Annotated in this window: 18 protein-coding genes; 12 read left to right on the top strand and 6 right to left on the bottom strand. The window is 68.0% G+C overall.

Features of this window, described 5'->3' with window-relative positions:
* Window positions 1-1544, top strand: a 1544-nt coding sequence (locus tag RT513_RS16050) for an FtsX-like permease family protein (protein WP_313534150.1), incomplete at its 5' end; no start/stop codon positions are given.
* On the opposite strand, the gene RT513_RS16045 is transcribed toward RT513_RS16050, so the two are convergent.
* Entirely contained in the window at window positions 1545-2486 is a 942-nt protein-coding gene (locus RT513_RS16045; RefSeq protein WP_290690059.1) for a helix-turn-helix domain-containing protein, read from the bottom strand.
* Between the two features lie 170 nt (window positions 2487-2656).
* On the opposite strand from RT513_RS16045, the gene RT513_RS16040 reads away from it, so the two are divergent.
* From RT513_RS16040 to hemC, 7 genes are all read left to right on the top strand, one after another.
* Window positions 2657-3799, top strand: a complete 1143-nt coding sequence (locus tag RT513_RS16040; RefSeq protein ID WP_290690057.1) for an amine dehydrogenase large subunit — start codon at window positions 2657-2659, stop codon at window positions 3797-3799.
* Window positions 3800-3801: 2 nt separating this feature from the next.
* The gene (locus RT513_RS16035) at window positions 3802-4335 is read left to right on the top strand and encodes a MauE/DoxX family redox-associated membrane protein (RefSeq protein WP_290690055.1); all 534 of its coding nucleotides are present in this window, start codon (window positions 3802-3804) and stop codon (window positions 4333-4335) included.
* 12 nt (window positions 4336-4347) lie between these two features.
* On the top strand, window positions 4348-4935 hold the full coding sequence (locus RT513_RS16030; protein WP_035745327.1) for a redoxin family protein: 588 nt from the start codon (window positions 4348-4350) through the stop codon (window positions 4933-4935).
* A 106-nt stretch (window positions 4936-5041) separates the two neighbouring features.
* Window positions 5042-5563 (top strand): methylamine dehydrogenase light chain, encoded by a 522-nt coding sequence (locus tag RT513_RS16025; protein WP_290690053.1) that lies wholly within the window; start codon window positions 5042-5044, stop codon window positions 5561-5563.
* A complete protein-coding gene (locus tag RT513_RS16020; protein ID WP_088215638.1) occupies window positions 5556-5984 on the top strand; it encodes a c-type cytochrome in 429 nt (142 codons plus the stop codon). The genes RT513_RS16025 and RT513_RS16020 overlap by 8 nt, the downstream gene beginning before the upstream one ends.
* 226 nt (window positions 5985-6210) lie before the next feature.
* Window positions 6211-6708, top strand: a complete 498-nt coding sequence (locus RT513_RS16015; protein WP_290690050.1) for a hypothetical protein — start codon at window positions 6211-6213, stop codon at window positions 6706-6708.
* Window positions 6709-7256: 548 nt separating this feature from the next.
* Window positions 7257-8204 carry a hydroxymethylbilane synthase gene (gene hemC / locus RT513_RS16010; RefSeq protein ID WP_313534149.1) on the top strand — a complete coding sequence of 316 codons (948 nt, stop codon included), beginning with the start codon at window positions 7257-7259 and terminating at the stop codon, window positions 8202-8204.
* 138 nt (window positions 8205-8342) lie between these two features.
* Here the strand turns inward: hemC and RT513_RS16005 are convergent, their stop codons facing one another.
* Window positions 8343-9242 (bottom strand): LysR substrate-binding domain-containing protein, encoded by a 900-nt coding sequence (locus RT513_RS16005; protein ID WP_290690047.1) that lies wholly within the window; start codon window positions 9240-9242, stop codon window positions 8343-8345.
* Between the two features lie 98 nt (window positions 9243-9340).
* On the opposite strand from RT513_RS16005, the gene RT513_RS16000 reads away from it, so the two are divergent.
* From RT513_RS16000 to RT513_RS15990, 3 genes are all read left to right on the top strand, one after another.
* Window positions 9341-10579: an aminopeptidase P family protein gene (locus tag RT513_RS16000; RefSeq protein ID WP_290690045.1), complete on the top strand. Its 1239-nt coding sequence runs from the start codon at window positions 9341-9343 to the stop codon at window positions 10577-10579.
* A 1049-nt stretch (window positions 10580-11628) separates the two neighbouring features.
* Window positions 11629-12699, top strand: coding sequence for a Dyp-type peroxidase (locus tag RT513_RS15995; protein ID WP_290690044.1), 1071 nt, complete (start codon window positions 11629-11631; stop codon window positions 12697-12699).
* 1 nt (window position 12700) lies between these two features.
* Window positions 12701-13501, top strand: coding sequence for a family 1 encapsulin nanocompartment shell protein (locus RT513_RS15990; RefSeq protein ID WP_088215632.1), 801 nt, complete (start codon window positions 12701-12703; stop codon window positions 13499-13501).
* Window positions 13502-13659: 158 nt separating this feature from the next.
* Here the strand turns inward: RT513_RS15990 and RT513_RS15985 are convergent, their stop codons facing one another.
* Window positions 13660-15915 (bottom strand): heavy metal translocating P-type ATPase, encoded by a 2256-nt coding sequence (locus tag RT513_RS15985; RefSeq protein WP_290690043.1) that lies wholly within the window; start codon window positions 15913-15915, stop codon window positions 13660-13662.
* Window positions 15916-16010: 95 nt separating this feature from the next.
* Here RT513_RS15985 and RT513_RS15980 point away from each other — a divergent pair, with 95 nt between their 5' ends.
* On the top strand, window positions 16011-16472 hold the full coding sequence (locus RT513_RS15980) for a MerR family transcriptional regulator (RefSeq protein WP_290690042.1): 462 nt from the start codon (window positions 16011-16013) through the stop codon (window positions 16470-16472).
* A 21-nt stretch (window positions 16473-16493) separates the two neighbouring features.
* Here the strand turns inward: RT513_RS15980 and RT513_RS15975 are convergent, their stop codons facing one another.
* Genes RT513_RS15975 through RT513_RS15965 form a run of 3 tightly spaced genes read right to left on the bottom strand, consistent with a single transcriptional unit; the run spans window position 16494 to window position 19641 of the window.
* A complete protein-coding gene (locus RT513_RS15975) occupies window positions 16494-17279 on the bottom strand; it encodes an oxepin-CoA hydrolase, alternative type (RefSeq protein WP_290690040.1) in 786 nt (261 codons plus the stop codon).
* Window positions 17280-17281: 2 nt separating this feature from the next.
* The gene (locus RT513_RS15970) at window positions 17282-18436 is read right to left on the bottom strand and encodes an acyl-CoA dehydrogenase family protein (RefSeq protein ID WP_290690039.1); all 1155 of its coding nucleotides are present in this window, start codon (window positions 18434-18436) and stop codon (window positions 17282-17284) included.
* Window positions 18437-18447: 11 nt separating this feature from the next.
* On the bottom strand, window positions 18448-19641 hold the full coding sequence (locus RT513_RS15965; RefSeq protein ID WP_088215627.1) for an acyl-CoA dehydrogenase family protein: 1194 nt from the start codon (window positions 19639-19641) through the stop codon (window positions 18448-18450).
* Window positions 19642-19643: the final 2 nt, after the last annotated feature.

Raw genomic sequence — 19643 nt, 5'->3', positions numbered from 1 at the left:
TCTTCATCTTCCTGATGGGCGTGCACGCCGGCGCCCAGGTCCTGAGCCTGCCGCCGCGCAGCGAGACCATCCTGCAGCACCTGTCGGTGACGGTCTTCCTGCTGCAGGCGGCGCGCTGGGGCGACGTCGGCATCAAGGGCTGGTTCCACCATTACCGGCTGCGCCGCAGCGCCGAGGATGCGGCCAGCACCACCTCGACCGCGGCGCTCGGCTTTGTCGCGCGCACGGCGCTGTGGGTAGTCATCCTCCTGATGATCCTCGATAACTTCGGCGTCAACATCACGACCCTGGTGGCCAGCCTCGGCATCGGCGGTATTGCGGTGGCGCTGGCGCTGTTGTGGCTTGTGGCGTGGGCGCTCCGCTGGCTCGCACGCGGGCTGGCGCGCGCGCGGATCGTGCGGGGGCAGCCCATGCTCCGCGCGGCGCTGGCGCAGATCGGCGGGCCGGGGAGCGATGCGGGCGCGGTCGTTTTGTCGCTCGGCCTCGGCCTCTCGGTCCTGGCCGCGGTGGGACAGGTGGAGGCGAACCTGCGCAACGCCATCGCCGCCGACCTGCCCCGCATCGCGCCTGCCTTCTTCCTCGTGGATATCCAGCCCGACCAGATCGGCCCGCTGGAGGCCCGGTTGACCGCGCTTCCCGCCGTGGAGAGATTGCAGACCGCGCCCATGCTCCGGGGTGTGGTCACGCAGATCAACGGCCGGGACGCGCGCTCGGTCGCGGGGGACCACTGGGTTCTGCGCGGCGACAGGGGCGTGAGCTATGCGGCCGCCCCGCCGGAGGGCACGCGCCTTGTCGCGGGAGCATGGTGGCCCGCCGACTACAGCGGTCCGCCGGAGGCCAGCCTTGCCGCGACAGAGGCCGCGGAGCTGGGGCTGACACTGGGCGACCGGCTGACGGTGAACATTCTCGGCCGCGACATCGAGGCGACGATCACCTCTCTCCGCGACGTGGACTATCGCCGGGACGGGATCGGGTTCTTCCTGATCCTGAACGCCGCCGCGCTGACCGGCGCGCCCCACACCAACATCGCCACGGTCTATGCCGCGCCGGAGGCGGAGGCGGGTGTGCTCCGTGCCATTGCGGGAGATTGGCCCAACGTCACGGCCATCCCCGTGCGGGAGGCGCTGGCGCGTATCGGCGAGGCGCTGACGCTCGTGGCCCGCGCCATCGTGCTGGCGGCGGGCGTGACGCTTCTGACCGGGGCGGTGGTGCTGATCGGCGCCGCTGCTTCGGGGGAGCGGGCGCGGGCGAGAGAGGCGGCGCTCCTCAAGGTGCTGGGCGCGACGCGGGGGCGGATCCTGTGGTCCTTCGCGCTCCGCGCGCTGCTGACCGGCGGCGCGGCGGGACTGGTGGCCATCGGCTTCGGGCTGCTGGCGGGATGGCTCGTCATGCATCTGGTGATGGAGGAAAGCTTCCGCCCGGCCATCGGCCCGGCCCTTGCCGTCGTACTGGGCGGCGCGCTCGCCACGCTGGCCGCGAGCCTGGCCTTTGCGATCCGTCCGCTGGCGGCACGTCCCGCGGCGATACTGCGTGCGGAGGAGTGACTACTCCCCCGCCAATGCGAGGCGTCCGCGGAGGGTGTCTGTCGGGCGCTCGCCGAACATGGCGCGATACTGCCCCGCGAACCGGCCCCAGTGCAGGAACCCGTGGTCCAGGGCGATGTCCGAGACCTTCGCGCCCCTTTCCCGCACCCCGGCCTCCCGCGCGGTGAGGAGCGCCCGCCGCGCGAGGTTCAGCCGCTGCATGGTGAGCAGCCGGTCAAGCCCCAGCCCGGCCTCGGCCATGCTCGCGCGGCGCAGGGTGCGGCTGTCGAACCCCGTCGCGGCAGAAAGCTGCGTGACGGTCATATCGACCGCCTCCGCCGCAGCGAGCCAGTCGAGCGTGGCGGCAAAGGCCCGCGCGGTTCCCTGCCGGCGCTTGCGCGCCCAGACCCGTTCCTCGAACCACAGCGTCAGCCGGTCGGTAATGAGGCCGGGCGCGATGGCGAGAAGCGAGGCATTGCCCCGGCTGTAGGCTCCGTCCGTGGGGGAGACGAGAAAGTCGAGCCATTGACCCGTCTGGGCGATGTCCCCCTTTGCCCGATGGTCGAAGACGCCGGAACATCCGACTTGGGCCCCCGCCTCCATCGCTGCCGGAAGCAGGTGGGCGGGCAGGTCCACCGAGACGCAGCGCACGCCGGGGCGTTGCAGCATGGTGAGCCAGCGGGCCGTCATGGCGAAACCCGCCTCCAGCACGGTTGAGCCGCCGCCTTCCGTCCCGCCGAGCAGGAAATAAACCGCCAACCGCCCTTCCGGCATGGAAAAGCTGTTGAGGGTCAGGCGCTGCATCTCCTCCCGGTAGAGGGAGAGTGTGCCGAAATCGAGCCTGCTGATCTCGCCCAGAGAGCCGCCCGGCGCGACCGGGTGGTAGCGCTGCTCCCATCCGGGCATGCCGCATTCCAGCTCCTCGATGGCGTGGCAGAGAGTGTGGCGATAGGTTGGTGTCATGCCTCCGGCCTGCGCCCCTGCCGGGGCATGGGGCAAGCCATGCCGCGGCGAAACGTCGCTGCACTTTCCTCCGATGCCCGGAAAATAGGCGAATTTTCCCGCTGTGCCCGGATAGATCGCGCCCTCACGCAGCCGTTAACAAGGATCAAACGAACCGCAGGAGAGACCGGATGCGAGTCCCAGCAATCATCTGCGCCGCCTGTGCGGGCCTTGCCGGACAGGCGGCCATTGCACAGGAGGCGATCGCCCCCGAGAAGCTGACCGTGGAGGAGCGCATCGCCCCCGGCCCGAATGTCCTCACCCTCGACCAGAGCTGGAGCGGACAGTCCCGGATCAACGTGCTGTCCACGTCCGACCTCAAGATGAAGGGCAACATGGGCGTGGGTCTGATCGGGCAGATGGTGCTCGCTCCGGGCGGGGAGACGCTCTACACCGCCTCCGTCTATGCGCCCCGGATCACCTATGGGCCGCAGGAGGCCGTGATCCACGAATTCGACATCGCCACCCTGACCCACAAGCGCGAGTTCACCGTCTCCAACAAGATGGCGATGGCCGAGCCGCAGCCCGCGCTGCTGCAACTCGCGGGGGATGCGAAGTTCCTGCTCGTGCAGAACGCCACCCCCGCCACCTCGGTCAGCGTGGCCGATCTCGCCAAGGGCGAGCAGATCGCAGAAGTGCCGACACCGGGCTGCTGGGGCGCGCTGCCCGTGGCGCAGGACCTGAAGTTCCTGAGCCTCTGCGGGGACGGCACGATGCAGGTCTTCTCCTTCGATGCCGCAGGCAAGGTCGGCACGCCGGTCAAGAGCGAGAAGATCTTCGACGCCGACAAGGACGCGCTGTTCACCAACCCGGCGAAGATGGGCGACGACTGGCTGTTCGCCTCCTTCAACGGCAATCTCTACCACGTCGCGGTGAAGGACGGCAAAGCCGTGCTGGTGGACAAGTTCGCCACCACCGAGGGCGTGGAAGGCGGCTGGGCGCCCGGCGGATCCGAGGTGATCGCCTACAACGCGCCCACCGGCACCGGCTATGTGCTGATGCATTCGGGCGCCGAGGACGGCAGCCACAAGGACGGCGCAGAGGAGATCTGGGCGGTCGATGTGAAGGCGAAGAAGGTGCTCTACCGCTCCAACGCCCATGCCGAGAACACCATCACCGTGACCCAGGGCGCGGCGCCGGTGATCTTCGCCGTGTCGGAGGAGAACGCCCTCTACCGCTACGAGGTGGACCCGGAGGCAAAATTCGCCGCGAAGCTCGCCGGAGAGGCGGAGGACATGGGCAATTTCGTCGGCCTCGTTCTGGCGACGGAGTGACCATGACGGAGGCAGGCGTCTATCTCTCGGGCGCGCTCACCGCCTTCGTGGCGCTGATCCTGCTCGGCGCGGCGTGGCACAAGGCGCAGTCCTTCCTCGAAACCACCGGTTTCGTGGCAGGCTACGGGCTCGTCCCGCCGGGGCGGGAGGCCGTCGTCCTCCGTCTGCTGATCGCGGCGGAGGCAGGCGCGGTCGTGCTCCTCGTCCTGCCATGGACGCGGGCGGCGGGCGGCCTGCTCGCGGCGGCGCTTTTCGCGGGCTACGGCGCGGCGATGGCGCTGGCGCTCCGCGCGGGGAAAGACCGGATCGAGTGCGGCTGCGGCGGCGCGCCGCAGATCGTTTCCCGGCCCGTCATTCTGCGCAATCTCCTCCTCGCCGCCGTGGCGCTGTCCGTGGCACTGCTGCCGGAGGGGCCGATGGGCCCGGCGGCGGCGGCGGTCGCACTCGCGGCGGGACTTACGCTCTGGTGCGTCTATGGCATCGTCGAGCGGCTTCTGGCCAATGCCGGACATATGCGCCTCGCGGCGCGATCCTGACGGAGAGAACCGATGAACATCCTTACCTTCGCGGTGGTCGCGCTCTGGATCGTGGTGATGATCCTGATCGCCGTCGTCTTTGCCCTCGCCCGCCAGATCGGCGTTCTGCTGGAGCGGGTGCAACCCGTCGGCGCGATGATGGCCGACAAGGGCCCCGACATCGGCGCCCGCGTGCCGGAGATGCTGCTGCCCAACCTGAACGGCGCGCCCGTCCCGCTGGGGGGCGCGTCGGGGCGGAGCCAGCTCGTGTTCTTCCTCTCGACGAGCTGCCCGATCTGCAAGGCGCTCGTCCCCGCGCTGCGCACCGCCGCGCGGGCGGAGGGGGACTGGCTGGACGTGGTCCTCGCCTCCGACGGCAAGCCCGAACCGCATCTCGCCATGATCGGCAAGGAGCGGTTGCAGGACTTCCCCTACACGCTCTCCTCTGACCTCGGGATGACGTTCAAGGTGGCGAAACTGCCCTTTGCGGTGCTGATCGACGGCAATGGCGTGATCCGCGCCAAGGGCCTTGTCAACAACCGCGAGCAGCTCGAGAGCCTGTTCCACGCCGCGGAACTCGGCCGCCCGTCCATCCAGAGCCTCGCCGCCGCCCCGGCCTGAACCGACCCATCCGCCTGTCCGCCCCGCCTGTCCGAATTGGCGGCGGATGTCCCAACCTCTCTGCCGGCGCCTCGGCCCGGACCCGCATCTGAAAGGGAAACGTTCCATGACCCGCTTGACCGACAAGCTCTTCAAGACACTCGACGCGGCTGTCGAGACCGGCGCACGCAGTTCCGCCCGCACCCATGGCCGCCGCTCCTTCCTCGCCAAGGCGGGGGCGGTGCTCGCCGGTGTGGCCATTTCGCCGATCCTGCCCTTCGACCGCCGCGCCAAGGCTGCGGAAACGGCGGAGGACGCCTGCGAATACTGGCGGCACTGCGCGCTCGACGGCAACCTGTGCTCCACCTCCGGCGGGTCGCTGACCTCCTGCCCGCCCGGATCCTCCGCCTCTGCGGTGTCCTGGGTCGGCACCTGCCGCAACCCGGATGACAACAAGGATTACCTCGTCTCCTACAACGACTGCTGCGGCAAGGCGTCGGTCTCCTCCGCCACGTCCTGCTACACGTCGAAGGGCGAGCGTCCGGGCTACCGCATGGGCCTCTACAACGACATCAACTGGTGCATGGCCAATACCGACAAGGGCTATCACTGCACCGTATCGGTGGTCGTGGGACTGGCGGATGAATAAAATCGCCACGTTCATCCTCGCCGCCGCCCTTCCCGGGGCGGCGTTCGCGGATGGCGCAGCTCTCTTTGCCGACAATTGCGCAGCCTGCCATGCGGAGGGCGGCGTCGGCACGCCGGGCCTCGCCCCGCCGCTGGTGGATGCCGAACTGTGGACGCGGCTCGGGCCTAAGGCGCCCGACTATATCGCGGGCGTGCTGGCTTCCGGCCTCACGGGGCGGATCACCGTCGCCGGGGTGGATTACATCGGCCTCGCCATGCCCGAGCAGACGCAGCTTTCCCCCGCCGAGATGGCGGAGGTGGCCTCCTACGTGCTGCAAACCCTCAACGGTCTGGCGCAGCCGGTGACGGAGGAGCTGACAGCCGCCACGCTCGCCACGCCGCCCGACCATGCGGCGCTCCGCAAGCTCCGCAAGGGGGAGTGAGATGGCCGGGTCTGTGCACACTCCTCCGACCGGATCGGTCCTGTCGTTGCCCGCCCTCGCAGACCCGAGCGGAACGCCGCCGGTGGGACCGGAGCTGACGCTGGCAAACCGCACAGGAGCGCAGCTGCCGCGGATCCGCCCGCGGGCCTGTCCGGGCCTCTATCCGGCAGGAACGGGGGCTTCAGGCCGTATACAGACCGCTCCGGGACAGCCGATACACGCTGGCATGGCTCTGGCACGGCGCGGTCTCAACGCCCCGGGCTGGACAGCCCTGCGGACGGTGCTGCGGGGGATCGTGGCGGCCGCTCTGCTGGCAGCCCCCGTTTCGGCAGAAGGCTCGTCGGGGGCGCGGTCGGCGCATGTGAACTATGTCCTGCGGTGCGCGGGATGTCACGGCATGACCGGCGAGGGAACGGAGATCGGCGGGGTGCCCACCTTCCTCGACAGCATCTCCGCCCTCGCGGCGGATGACGGGGGGCGGAGCTATATCGCCCATGTGCCCGGCATCAATTCCGCCGATCTCTCCCCGGCCGAGATCGCCGCCGTGCTGAATTATGTGGTGGCGGAATGGGGTGATCCCGCGACGGACGTGCCTGTCTTCACCGAAGACGAAATCGCCCGCCGCCATGCCGAGCCGATGCGCGACATCGTGGCCGCCCGGCGCGAGGTCGCCGATCGTCTGGCGGCCGAGGGCAAGACCACCGCGCCATATCCGTGGCCCTGACAGGTTGCTGGAAAAGCTCTGAACGGCCGCGCTTATGCTCTGAAAATCGCGAATTCGGCTGTGGAATGGCGCGGAACGTCCAGATCCCGGCTGGATGTCTTCAGATTGCGATTTCCAGTCCCTGCAGGACCAGAAGCCTTTTCAGCAGCCTGGCAATCATCCCGGACCCCGATCGCCCCAGTCCGACGCAGGCCATCCCGCGCCGCGGCTCTGTCCCCGATGGATGCCCCCGGGCGCGTGGAGATGCGGGTATCGCAACGTCCTCAAGGCCCGCCAGCGGTCGCGTGGACATATGAAACGAACCGCGGACGAGGCCGATTTTGATATCGCTTGCCCCCCGCGCGCATGGACATTTGGCCAGTGAAGGGAGTGCCCGTCCGCCTACGCGCGGGCGCCCCCCGGCGCGTGGACTTATGTGTCCCGCCGTCATGCTGCCGTCGGGGGCGGCGCGGATCTCCACACCAACACCTCCGTATGACGTTACGGAATTGCCGTTGCGGTTCCGGGGTTGGGCCGCTATCCGATCCGACATGATACGGAGCCTGCCGATGCCAGACGTCACTGTCCCGCTGAAGATCGGAACCCGTGGGTCACCGCTCGCCGTGGCGCAAGCGGTCGAGACGCGCAACCTCCTCATGGCCGCGCATGGTCTGCCGGAGGACCGGTTCGAGATCGTGGTGATCTCCACCACCGCCGACCGCGTGCAGGACCGCGCGCTGAAGGAGATCGGCGGCAAGGGTCTGTTCACCAAGGAGATCGAGGAGGCGCTGCTTGCCGGTTCCATCGACCTCGCCGTGCATTGCGTGAAGGACATGGCGGTGGAGGAGCCTGCGGGCCTTGTCTCCGACTGCCATCTGGAGCGGGAGGATCCGCGCGACGTATTCCTTTCCACCGGCTGGGCGACACTGGCCGATCTGCCGGAGGGAGCGGTTCTTGGCACCTCCAGCATGCGCCGGCGGGCGCAGGCGCTGCACCTGCGGCCCGATCTTCAGGTGGTGAACTTCCGCGGCAATGTTCAGACCCGGCTCAGGAAGCTGGGGGAGGGCGTGGCCGCTGCGACCTTCCTCGCTCTCGCGGGGCTGAACCGGCTCGGCATGCAGGATCACGCGAAGACCGTCGTCTCCGCCGATGACATGCTGCCCGCCGTGGGGCAGGGCGCCCTTGTCATTCAGCGGCGGCGGGAGGATGCGCTGGCCGCGACGCTGACCGCCCCGCTCCACCATCGACCGACCGAAGTGCAGATGGCATGCGAGCGGGCCTTCCTCGCCACGCTGGAAGGCTCCTGCGAGACGCCGATCGCCGGGCTTGCGGAATTCGAGGGTGGTCTGCTCCGTTTCCGGGGCGAGATCCTGACGCCCGACGGCAGCGGGCGGCTCACGGTGGAGATGCGCGGCGCGCCCGCCGATGCCGCCGCGATGGGAGAGGCGATGGCACGCGACCTGCTTTCCCGCGCGCCTGCGGATTTCTTCGCCTGGCGGCGCCCCGTCCAGGCCTGACGGGCGAGGGCCTGACGGTTGCGGACCTGACAGGCGGGGGTCTGACGGAGGCCACGCGCCAAGGTCTTCCGAACCGGTCCGCCCACACCGCAGGTCATCGGGACAAGGCCCGCACCTCTCGCCCCGTCACTCGCCCCGTCACTCCCCGCCCCGCTGAGCGGCGATCCAAGAGAGGAAAGCCTGTCGCGCCTTGAGGCGTGGCGCATCGCGCGGGGTCAGCGCCGATTGCGTCAGGTAGTAATCGAACCCCTCCAGCACCGGTATGTCGGAAAGCTGCACAAGCCGCCCCTCCGCCAGATCCGGCTGGATCATGGAAAGGGAGCAGAGCGCCACCCCCTGCCCCGCCAGAGCTGCCGCGCGGAGCAGGTTGAAATCCTCAAACATGGCCCCCGGCAAACGATCGGGGACAGACTGGCCGACGCGCGCGAACCATGTCTTCCAGCCGGACGTGTCGCTGTCGTGCAGAAGCCCCGCCTTCAGCAACCACTCCGCGGTCAGCGGCGCATCCGGCAGCTCGGCCAGAGCGGGACTTGCCACCGGCACGCTCCGCCCCGAAAGAAACCGCTCCGCCGTCAGCCCCTCTCCCGTGGGCGGCGCGTCGGAAAAGGTAAAGGCGAGATCCGTTCGGGCGAAATCGATGGCATGGCCATGGTGCGCGTAGATGACGTGAAGCTGGATGTCCGGGTGAAGCACCCGGAAGCCGGGCAGACGCGGGATCAACCAGCAGATCGCAACAGAAGGAATCGCTGCCACGACCAGCCCCCCCTCGGCCGTCCCCGGACGCGCGCGACGGCAGGCGGCATCGATCCCGTCAAACGCGGTGGTGAGGTCACGGGCAAGCGCTACGCCGCGTGGCGTGAGGCGGGGCACCCGCCCGCTCCGGTCGAAAAGCGCCGCGCCAAGCCATTGCTCCAGATGCCGGACCTGATGGCTGATCGCGGGCTGGGTGACGAACAGGCTCTCGGCCGCGCCCCGGAAGCTTCCGGTCCGTGCGACGGCCTCAAAGGCGCGGAGAGCGTTCAGCGGCGGTTGGAGCATGGGCATTACATGAGAATATCTAATATGCCGATTATAAATGCTCTTTTGACGCGGGCAATCCGAACCGACATTCTTGGAAAAAGTAATGAGGGTGGCAGATGGAACGCGAAAGACTGCAGGACTTCTCCGGCAATGGCAAAAAGGCCGCGGGAACGTTTTCCGCCAGCGAAATGCAGCGCAGGCTGACGGCAATCCGCGCCTACATGGCGCAGGCCCGGATAGACGCGGCGCTGTTCACCTCCTACCACAACATCAACTATTACGCCGATTTCATGTATTGCCAGTTCGGTCGGCGTTATGGGTTGCTTGTCGATCATGCGCAGGCGACCTCGATCAGCGCGGGGATCGACGGGGGTCAGCCCTGGCGCCGGACGTTCGGGCAGAACCTCACCTATACCGACTGGCAAAAGGACAACTACTTCCATGCCATCGCACAGGTGATCGGAGCGGCAAGGCGCGTGGGGATCGAGTTCGACCAAGTGAGCATCGACCTTCTTAAGCTGCTGCAGGATGCCTTTCCGGGGGTTGTGTTCGTGGACATCGCCGCGCCCGCCATGCGGCTCCGCATGATCAAGTCGGCGGAGGAAATCGCGCATATCACCGAAATGGCCCGGATCGCGGATATGGGCGGCGCGGCCTGCGTTGAGGCGACGGCCACAGGCGTGCCGGAGCATGAAGTGGCCCTGCACTCCACCGCCACCATGGTGCGAGAGATCGCCCGGAGCTGGCCGGAGGCGGAGCTGATGGACACGTGGACATGGTTCCAGTCGGGCATCAATACGGATGGCGCGCATAACCCCGTCACGTCGCGGCGTATCCAGCGCGGCGATATCCTCTCGCTCAACTGTTTCCCGATGGTCGCGGGCTATTACGTGGCGCTGGAACGGACGCTGTTTGCGGAGGAGGCAAGCGATGCCCACCTGCGGCTGTGGGAGTTCAACTGTCGTGTCCATGACAGGGGCAAGCAACTGCTGGTGCCGGGAGCCAGATGCTCCGACATCGCGGCGGAACTGAATGACATGTATGCGGCCGAAGGGCTGCTCCGCTACCGCAGCTTCGGCTACGGCCACAGCTTTGGCGTGCTGTCTCACTACTACGGGCGGGAGGCAGGGCTGGAACTGCGCGAGGATTGCGAGACGGTTCTGGAGCCGGGCATGGTCATCAGCATGGAGCCGATGATCACCATCCCCGAAGGCCAGCCCGGCGCGGGCGGTTATCGGGAGCACGACATCCTGGTGATCGGCGAGGCCGGCAGCCACAATATCACGCGGTTCCCCTACGGCCCGGATCACCTCATCGTCCGCGCGCCGGCCCGCGCACCCACCCGGGCCGCCTGACCTCAGGCCCGGAGGGGCGCCATGCCGATCAAAGGCGACGGCGACCGGCTTGGCGGCAGCGCTCCCTAGTCGCGGTAGAGCAGCGCTCTCCAGCCGCGGGAGAAGAGACTGCGGGGATGCCACGCCGGCGCTGCCATCGCACCGACTGTCGGGAGCCACGCGGCGTGGCTGACAAGCCCCGTCACCGCAGCAGGCAGCAGGCAGCAGAGGATCCCTGCGCAGCGCGCCACATGCCAGCACAAAGGACCGAAACGCGAAGGCGCGGCGCTAAGCCAATCCACTTGGGCGAACATCGGCCAAGCATGACTATCCGCAGGAGATTGGCCGGCAGTGCCGTATCGCCGAATGGCTCGGCGGCGGTGAGCACCTGCAAAATCGCATAGACCGTAGGCCCCGCAAGCCGCCCATGCGGCGTGGGGGTCGGGGTGAACTGCCGGGACAGAGCTGGCCGCGAGAGCGCCACGCACCAGCAACGCCGTAAGGCAAGGCGGTGGACATCTGGCAAGCTGCTGAAAAGCATCCGCGGTTGCCCTCAGTCAAGCGGGTCCCAATGTTCTCCAAACCGGAGCGTCGGGCGTTCGAGGGCGGAGTTGCCGAGGTCGATAACAATAGCGGATTATTCTGCCCTCCCCATGATCCGATCAGACGCGCGTGAACCCGCTTGCGTCCTGTTCTGCTTCGAGGCCAACGGCCTGCCCCCACATCCCGAACGGCACTCGGCCAAGCGCCTGCAGATGGGCACGGCTTTCGCGGGGGCGCGCAGCATCCGTGTTCGTCCTGACCTGAACTCATGGAGCACCATGGCAGGCCCAAGACCATGGGCACGCCCCACGCAAAACATGGGCAACCGTGCCTGACCCGTAGCGGGCGGTGGCGGCCGACCATGCGCGATCGCTCCGTCCCGCCGCCCCCGGCGCCCGGCACCCGGCACCCGGCACCCGGCACCCGGCACCCGGCACGGAAATTCAACATGCTCCGGCGTTCGAAAAAGGTTTCGCCCGTCGGATTAATGAGATTTTCTGGGAGAGGTGCCAGCGAGGGAGAAGTCCATGCCGCCTGTTGCAAGCCAGCCCGTCGAAGGCGCTCTGACGCGGAGCGCGATCTTCCTGACGCTGGTTCTCAACCGGGATACATCGGCGCTGGAGGCGTTCCGGGGTATCTGCGCGGACCTCTCCTCGCTCGTCAAGGCGGTGGGGTTCCGCAGCGCGGAGGCCGGGCTCACCTGCGTGATGGGCATCGGCGCGGATCTGTGGGACAGGCTGGAGATGGGCGCGCGGCCCGCAGGCCTCCACCCCTTCATGGAAATTGCGGGCGTGCATCGGGCGCCTGCCACGCCGGGGGATGTGCTGCTGCATATCCGTGCCTCGCGGCCCGACTACTGCTTCGAACTGGCCAGCCAGATCATGCGTCGCCTTTCGGCCTTCGCGACCGTCGCGGACGAGACGCAGGGGTTCAAGTATTTCGACAACCGGGATCTGCTTGGCTTTGTGGACGGCACGGAGAATCCGGTCGGCATCCCGTTGTCGGAAGCCGTGCTGATCGGGGAGGAGGACGGAAATTTCGCCGGTGGCAGCTATGTCATCGTGCAGAAATACCTTCACGATCTGCAGAAATGGGAAGCGATGACGGTTGAGAGCCAGGAGCGCGTGATTGGCCGCCAGAAGCTCTCCGACATCGAATTCCCGGATGAAAAGAAGGCGAGCTTCGCCCATAACGTGCTGACGAACATAGAGGACGACGCCGGAAACCAGCTTGAGATCCTGCGCGACAACATGCCCTTCGGCAGTCCGGGCCGGGGCGAGTTCGGCACCTATTTCATCGGATACGCCCGCGAGCCGGGGCGGATCGAGACCATGCTGCGGAACATGTTCGTGGGCAAGCCGCCCGGCAACTACGACCGCATACTGGATGTCAGCACGGCGGTCACGGGCGGGTTGTTCTTCGTGCCGACGGGCGATGTGCTGGACATGATCGGCGCGGGGGATACCATCACCGCACCGGCGACCGCATCGGCCACCGCACCGAGCACCGCACCGGCCACCGCACTGGCCGGGGTGACGCAACCGGCGGCGCGGCGCGACGGCTCTCTCGGCCTTGGCAGCTTGAAGCAGGGGAACTGACATGGACAATCTACACCGCGCGCTGGCCCCGATCAGCGACGCCGCCTGGGCGCAGATCGAGGAGGAAGCCTCCCGCACGCTCAAACGCTATCTCGGGGCGCGGCGGGTGGTGGATATCCACGGCCCGGAGGGGTTTGACCTGTCGGCGGTGGGCACCGGGCACCTGAAGGCCGCCTCCAGCATCGCCGAAGGCGTGACCTGTCGCCAGCGGGAGGTGAACCCCCTTGTCGAACTGCGCGTGCCTTTCAGCCTGACCCGTTCCGCGATCGACGATGTTGGCCGAGGCTCCAACGACAGCGACTGGCAGCCCCTGAAGGATGCCGCCCGGCAAATCGCGCTGGCGGAGGATCGGCTCGTGTTTCTCGGCTACCCCGAAGCGGGGATCCGGGGCATCCTGCCGGAGAGCGACAACCCCGCCGTGCCGCTGCCCGCGAATGTCGCCGACTACCCCGAAGCCGTCGCCCGCGCGGTGAGCGAGCTGCGGCTGGCGGGGGTGAACGGGCCCTACGCCATGGTTCTGGGCACCGCCGCCTTCACGGAGGCCACGGGCGGGGCGGAGGACGGCTATCCCGTGCTCAACCACCTCCAGAAGCTCGTCGATGTGCCTGTGGTCTGGAGCCAGGCGCTGGAGGGCTGCGCCGTGCTCACGACACGGGGGGGCGACTTCGACCTCTGGCTCGGCCAGGACATCTCCATCGGCTACCTATCCCATGACGCGGAACAGGTGACGCTTTACCTTCAGGAGAGCCTGACCTTCCAGATGCAGACCAGCGAGGCCGTCGTCGTCCTGGCAGGACACTGAAAAAGCATTCCGCGGCTGCCCGGGGGCGGGGATCTTCCCCACATTGCTGAGGCGCGCCCCGGAAACCGCAGGTTCTGGCGTGTGACCGGAGAGATCTTCCGGCTTTCGACGCAAGCCCCGGGGAGGTGCCCGGCTTTTTCGGCAACCTGCTAAAGCCGTCACCGCTCCGGGTTGAAGCGCAGCAGCCGAAGCGCGTTGAGCGTGACCAGAACCGTCGCGCCCGTATCCGCGAGAATGGCCAGCCACAGACCGGTGATCCCCAGTGTGGAGGTGACGAGGAACACCGCCTTCAACCCGAGCGCCAGTGCGATGTTCTGATGGATGTTCCGCATCGCCCCGCGGGCAAGGCGCACCATTGCCGCCACGTCCGCCACCCGGTCGCGGAGGATGGCGGCATCCGCGGTTTCCAGCGCCACATCCGTGCCCGACCCCATCGCCACGCCCACGCCTGCCTGCTTCAGCGCCGGGGCATCGTTGATACCGTCGCCGATCATCATGACGCCGCCCGCCGCCTGCATCCCGCGGATCGCGGCGAGCTTGTCCTCCGGCAGCATCTCCGCGCGGAAGTCCATGCCCAGCTCCCCCGCAATGGCGGCGGCGGTACGGGGATTGTCGCCCGTGAGCATCGTGGCGTCTATCCCGAGCGCGCGGAGCTGCCGCATCCCCTCCGCCGCATCCGGGCGCGGCTCATCCCGGAGCGCGAGCAGGCCGAGCGGCTGGCCGCTGCGGAAGACAGCGACGACCGTCTTGCCTTCCGCCTCCAGCGCCGTGGCGCGGCCGGGATCCGCCACTCCGGTCATCTCCGCCGCGTAACGGGGCGAAGAGACCCATGTCTCCACTCCGTCAACCCGCGCGACCGCCCCTTTGCCGGGGATCGCCCGCGCCTCCGCCGAGGGCCGCGGGACGAGGCCGGACGCCCCTGCGCGGGCGAGGATCGCCTGCGCGAGCGGATGGCTGGAGCCGCTCTCCACACCGGCCGCGACGGTGAGAAGGTCCTCCTCAGACACGCCCGGCGCGGGGACGACATCGGTCACCACCGGCGCACCGCGCGTCAATGTCCCGGTCTTGTCGAATGCCGCATGGCTGAGAGTGGCGGCGGCTTCGATCACCGCGCCGCCCTTCATCAGCAACCCCCGCCGCGCGCCCGCCGACAGGGCCGAGGCGATGGAGGCGGGAACGGAAATGACCAGCGCGCAGGGGCACCCGATCAGCAGGATGGCAAGGCCGCGATAGACCCAGGTGCTCCAGTCCGCCCCGGCCAGCAGCGGGGGCAGCACCATGACCAGCGCCGCGATCCCCACGATCAGCGGCATGTACCAGCGGGAGAACCGGTCGATGAAACGTTCCGTCGGCGCGCGGGCCTCCTCCGCCTCCTCGACCAGCCGCACGATGCGGGCGATGGTGTTGTCGCTGGCCGCCTGCGTCACGCGCAGGCGCAGCGCGGCCTCCACATTGATGGTTCCGGCGAAAACCTGTTCCTTGGGGCCCTTGGTCCGGGGGACGCTCTCGCCCGTGACGGGGCTTTCGTCGATCCCGCTCGTGCCCTCGATGATCTCGCCATCCGCGGGGATCCGGTCGCCCGGCCGGACAAGCACGATCTGCCCGATCGTGAGCGTTCCGGCCTCGACTTCGCGCAGGCCGGATGGCGTCTCGAGCAGCGCGACCTTCGGCACCAGAGCGGCGAGCGCGCGGATGCCGCTGCGGGCCCGATCCGCCGCCACGCCTTCCAGCACCTCGCCCACGGCAAAGAGAAAGACGACCACCGCCGCCTCCTCCACCGCGCCGATGAGCAGCGCGCCGAGCACGGCGATGGTCATGAGGCTTTCGATGGTGAAGGGCTGGCCCGTCCGCAGCGCGGCCAGCGCCCGTTTCGCCACGGGCGCGACACCGATCAGGCAGGCAAGCAGAAACGCCCAGTATCCCAGACCCGGCCCGGCCAGCAGCTCCACGGCCCAAGCCACCGCCAGCAGAGCGGCGGTCAGGATCACCAGCCGGCCCTTGGCGGTGCGATACCAGCGTCTGTCAGGATCCGCAGGGTCCGGCGGAAGGCTCGCGGCCGGGGGCGAAGGCGCGTCGCCGTGGTCGTGTGCATGTTCGTGGTCGCCGCCGTGGTTGTGCTCCTTCTTGGCAGGCGCATCGGCGGGAAGCATGGCGGGTTTCTCCTGCGGTGCCGTCTGCGTTACCGTCTGCGGGGCGGGAGCGATGCCGAACCCCAGCCGCCGGACGGTATCCTCGATCTTTGCCGGATCCGTCGTGCCGGGGGCAAGATGCGCTGTCAGCCGTTCGGCCATCAGGGCCACACGCACATCGCTCACTCCCGGCAACCGCTCCACCGCGCGTGTGATCTTGGCGGTGCAGGACGCGCAGTCCATTCCCGTGACGGTCCATTCCCGGCGGTTCGCTCCATCGGCCATGCCCTGCTCCTTCGCTCGTCCGCGGGGCACATCTTGCCCCTTGCGATTCGCGGTCTTACTTCCTCCAGTAACTAGAGGAGCAAGAGAATACCGGTATGCTCACCATTGGCGATCTTTCAAAGTCGACCGGCGTCAAGGTAACGACGATCCGCTATTACGAGCAGATCGGCTTGCTGCCCGAGCCGGACCGGAGCAGCGGCAACCGCAGGCTCTATGACCGGCCCGCGCAGGACCGTCTGGCCTTCGTGCGTCACGCGCGCGATCTGGGCTTCTCCCTGGAGGCGATCCGCGAATTGCTCGACCTCTCCGACGACCCTGACCGCTCCTGCCGGGCCGCCGACGATATCGCCCGGCGTCAGCTGCGAGAGGTGAAGGCGCGCATTTCACGTCTGGATGCGCTGCGGGGGGAGCTGGAGCGGATGCTCAAGCACTGCTCCAGCGGGACAATCGCCGATTGCCGGGTGATCGAGGTGCTGGGCAATCACGCGCTTTGTGCCGATGCACACGATGCAGGGGACCATGGGAGAGAGAGCCATGGAGCAGAGGGCCAGACCTGACCGGCCCGGCCCCCGCAAGTATCAGTCGCCCGCCCCGAAGCGGGGGCTGCGTTTTTCAAGGAAAGCCTTGATCCCCTCCCCCGCATCCGGCGCGACGGCGTTTCGGGCGAAGCCATCGCGTTCCCGGTCAAGCTGCTCGGAAAAGGTCAGCACCTGCCCGGAAGAGATCAGCCCCTTGATGGTACCGATGGCCCCGCGCGGGCCGGACGCCAGCCGCTCCGCCCGCGCCCTCGCGGCTGCAAGCGCGCCTCCCTTGTCGGTCAGCTCGTTGACCAGACCCAGGGCGTGCAGACGCTCCGCCTCCACCGGACCGCCTTCCATCGCGATCTCGGAGAGCAGTTGACGCGGCAGCATCCGCGCGAGAGAGGCCGTGGCCCCTCCATCCGGGCTGAGGCCGACCTTCACATAGGCCAGCATGAAGCGCGCATCCCGCGCCGCAACCATCATGTCGCAGGCGAGCGCGAGGGAGAATCCCGCCCCGGCGGCCCAGCCTTCGACAGCGGCGATGACCGGCACCGGAACCTCGCGGATCGCACGGATGAAATCGTGCAGCTCCTCGATCCCGCCCCGGATCCCGGCCTCTCCCGAGGCACGCCGCGCGCCGATCCCGGCGAGGTTGCCGCCCGAGCAGAAGCTCGGCCCCGCCCCCGTCAGCACGACCGCGCCGATGGAGGCATCGCTCGCCGCCAGCGCCATGGCCTCCCGCCCGCCGCGATAGACCTCCGGTGTCAGCGCGTTCCGTGTCGCCGGATCGTCGATGGTCAGCAGGAGCACACGCCCCTGCCGCTCCTGGCGCAACTCCGCCATCGTCAGGCCGCCGCGATCAGGCCACCGGCATCCGTCACCCGCGCGAGGTGATAGGCCGTGTCGCCGAACTGCGTTTCGATGATGGCGAGCCGCTTGAAGTAATGCGCGCCCAGATATTCCATCGTCATGCCGATGCCTCCGTGAAGCTGCACCGCCGTCTGGCCGACAAAGCGGGCCGAGCGGTTGATCTGCACCTTCACCGCCGACAGCGCGGCGCGGCGTTCGGCGGCATCCTCCGCCTCCACCATCATCGCGGCGTAATAGGCCATGGACCGGGCCTGCTCCACCATCAGCAGCATGTCCACCGCCTTGTGCTGCAACACCTGGAAGGAGCCGATGGCGACGCCGAACTGGTTGCGGGTCTTGAGGTAATCGACCGTCAGCCCGTGCAGCGCCTCCATCGCGCCGACCGCTTCGGCGGCCAGCGCGGCGATGCCCGCCTCACCCACCCGCTCCAGCACCGGATAGCCCTGCCCGACCTGGCCCAGAACGTCCTCCGCCGCGAGTTTCACGCCGGAGAAGTCCACATCGGCCAGCCGCCCGCCATCCTGCGAGACATAGCCCCGCACCGTCACGCCCTCACGGTCGGCGGGGACGAGGAACAGCGTGATGCCGCTTTCGTCCCGCCGCTCGCCCGCCGTGCGCGCCGAGACGATGAATAGCCCCGCCGTATCGCCGTTCAGCACCAGTTCCTTCCGCCCGGTCAGGACAAAGCCCGCGCCGTGCGCTTCCGCACGTGTCGCCACGTCGAACAGGTCGTAGCGCGCCTGCGGCTCCTGAAAGGCGAGCGACAGGCGGAGATTGCCCTCCGCCACCTCGGGGATCAGCGTCTCCTTCTGCCGGGCGTTTCCGGCCAGACGCAGCGCGGTGGCCCCCAGAACGCCCGTCGACAGATAGGGCTCCAGCGCGAGGGTCCGGCCGACCGCCTCCATGGCGATCATGGTTTCCACCGGACCACCGCCGAAGCCGCCGTCCTCCTCGGAGAACGGCATGCCCAGCAGGCCGAGTTCCGCATAGCCCGCCCAGATCGCCGGGTCGAAGCCGCCCGTATGCCTGCGGTTCTTTTCCCGGTCCTCAAGGGAGCCGTAGCGCGCGGCAAGGAACCGGTCCACGCTGTCCTTGAGCTGCGATTGCTCGCTGGTGAAATCGAAGTCCATCGCTCGCCCCCTTAAAGCCCGAGAATCGCCTTGGCGATCACGTTGTGCTGGATCTCGTTCGATCCGCCGTAGATCGAGACCTTGCGGTTGTTGAAATAAAGCGCCGCCGCCCCGTCAGCCCAGTCGAAATCGGGCAGTTCGTTGCCCTCGCCCGCCCGGTCCGGCCCGACCGCCGCATAGGGGCCCGCAAGCTCCAGCAGCAGTTCGGTGGAAGCCTGCTGAAGCTCCGACCCCTTGATCTTCAGGATGGACGACGCCGGGTCCGGCTTGTCGGAGCCCGACTTCATCTGATTGGCGATCACGCGCATGTTGGTGATCTCCAGCGCCTTCAGCTCGATCTCCACCTGCGACAGACGGGCGCGGAAATCGCCGTCCTCCCACATGGTGCCGGTGCCGTTCGGCACCTCGCGGGCAAGCCGTTTGATCCGTCCGATGCGCTCCTTGGTCATGCCGATGCGGGCGATGCCGGAGCGTTCGTTGGCGAGCAGGAACTTGGCATAGTCCCAGCCCTTGTTCTCCTCGCCGACGAGGTTCTCCACCGGGACGCGCACGTCGTCGAAGAACACCTCGTTGACCTCGTGATGGCCCTCGATGGTGATGATCGGACGGACGGTAACGCCCGGCGTCTTCATGTCGATGAGCAGGAAGGAGATGCCCTGCTGCTTCTTCACCTCCGTGTTGGTCCGCACGAGGCAGAAGATCCAGTCGGCATACTGGCCGAGCGTCGTCCACGTCTTCTGACCGTTGACGACGTAATGGTCCCCGTCCCTGACCGCGCGGGTCTTGAGGCTGGCAAGGTCGGAACCCGCGCCCGGTTCGGAGAAGCCCTGACACCACCAGATGTCGAGATTGGCCGTTGCGGGCAGGAAGCGCTTCTTCTGCTCTTCATTGCCGAACGCGGCGATCACCGGGCCGACCATGTAGCAGTTGAACTGCAACGGCAGCGGCACGGCGGCCTGCTGGAGTTCCTCGGTGAAGATGTAGCGCTGGATCGGCGACCACGGCTGACCGCCCCATTCCAGCGGCCAGTGCGCCACCGCCCAGCCCTTCTTGTTCAGAATGCGCTGCGAGGTGACGATATCCTCCCGCGTGAGCTTCCGTCCGGCGGAGACCTTTTCACGGATCTCCTCCGGGATTTCCTTGCGGAGAAACTCCCGCACCTCGGCGCGGAACGCGTTTTCCTCAGGGGTGAAACGAAGATCCATGC

It is taken from the genome of Haematobacter sp. (genome assembly GCF_032102465.1).
Classification (GTDB): Bacteria; Pseudomonadota; Alphaproteobacteria; order Rhodobacterales; family Rhodobacteraceae; genus Haematobacter.
The sequence above is the reverse complement of the archived record's forward strand: the minus strand, read 5'-3'. Positions and strand labels throughout refer to the sequence as shown.

Coding starts and splice junctions, on each gene's coding strand:
- RT513_RS16020 (WP_088215638.1), top strand. CDS start 5,556: ATGAATAAAATCGCCACGTTCATCCTCGCCGCCGCCCTTCCCGGGGCG.
- RT513_RS16030 (WP_035745327.1), top strand. CDS start 4,348: ATGAACATCCTTACCTTCGCGGTGGTCGCGCTCTGGATCGTGGTGATG.
- RT513_RS15985 (WP_290690043.1), bottom strand. CDS start 15,915: ATGGCCGATGGAGCGAACCGCCGGGAATGGACCGTCACGGGAATGGAC.
- RT513_RS16000 (WP_290690045.1), top strand. CDS start 9,341: ATGGAACGCGAAAGACTGCAGGACTTCTCCGGCAATGGCAAAAAGGCC.
- RT513_RS15970 (WP_290690039.1), bottom strand. CDS start 18,436: ATGGACTTCGATTTCACCAGCGAGCAATCGCAGCTCAAGGACAGCGTG.
- RT513_RS16015 (WP_290690050.1), top strand. CDS start 6,211: ATGGCTCTGGCACGGCGCGGTCTCAACGCCCCGGGCTGGACAGCCCTG.
- RT513_RS16025 (WP_290690053.1), top strand. CDS start 5,042: ATGACCCGCTTGACCGACAAGCTCTTCAAGACACTCGACGCGGCTGTC.
- RT513_RS16045 (WP_290690059.1), bottom strand. CDS start 2,486: ATGACACCAACCTATCGCCACACTCTCTGCCACGCCATCGAGGAGCTG.
- RT513_RS15965 (WP_088215627.1), bottom strand. CDS start 19,641: ATGGATCTTCGTTTCACCCCTGAGGAAAACGCGTTCCGCGCCGAGGTG.
- hemC (WP_313534149.1), top strand. CDS start 7,257: ATGCCAGACGTCACTGTCCCGCTGAAGATCGGAACCCGTGGGTCACCG.
- RT513_RS15975 (WP_290690040.1), bottom strand. CDS start 17,279: ATGGCGGAGTTGCGCCAGGAGCGGCAGGGGCGTGTGCTCCTGCTGACC.
- RT513_RS16035 (WP_290690055.1), top strand. CDS start 3,802: ATGACGGAGGCAGGCGTCTATCTCTCGGGCGCGCTCACCGCCTTCGTG.
- RT513_RS15990 (WP_088215632.1), top strand. CDS start 12,701: ATGGACAATCTACACCGCGCGCTGGCCCCGATCAGCGACGCCGCCTGG.
- RT513_RS15995 (WP_290690044.1), top strand. CDS start 11,629: ATGCCGCCTGTTGCAAGCCAGCCCGTCGAAGGCGCTCTGACGCGGAGC.
- RT513_RS15980 (WP_290690042.1), top strand. CDS start 16,011: ATGCTCACCATTGGCGATCTTTCAAAGTCGACCGGCGTCAAGGTAACG.
- RT513_RS16005 (WP_290690047.1), bottom strand. CDS start 9,242: ATGCTCCAACCGCCGCTGAACGCTCTCCGCGCCTTTGAGGCCGTCGCA.
- RT513_RS16040 (WP_290690057.1), top strand. CDS start 2,657: ATGCGAGTCCCAGCAATCATCTGCGCCGCCTGTGCGGGCCTTGCCGGA.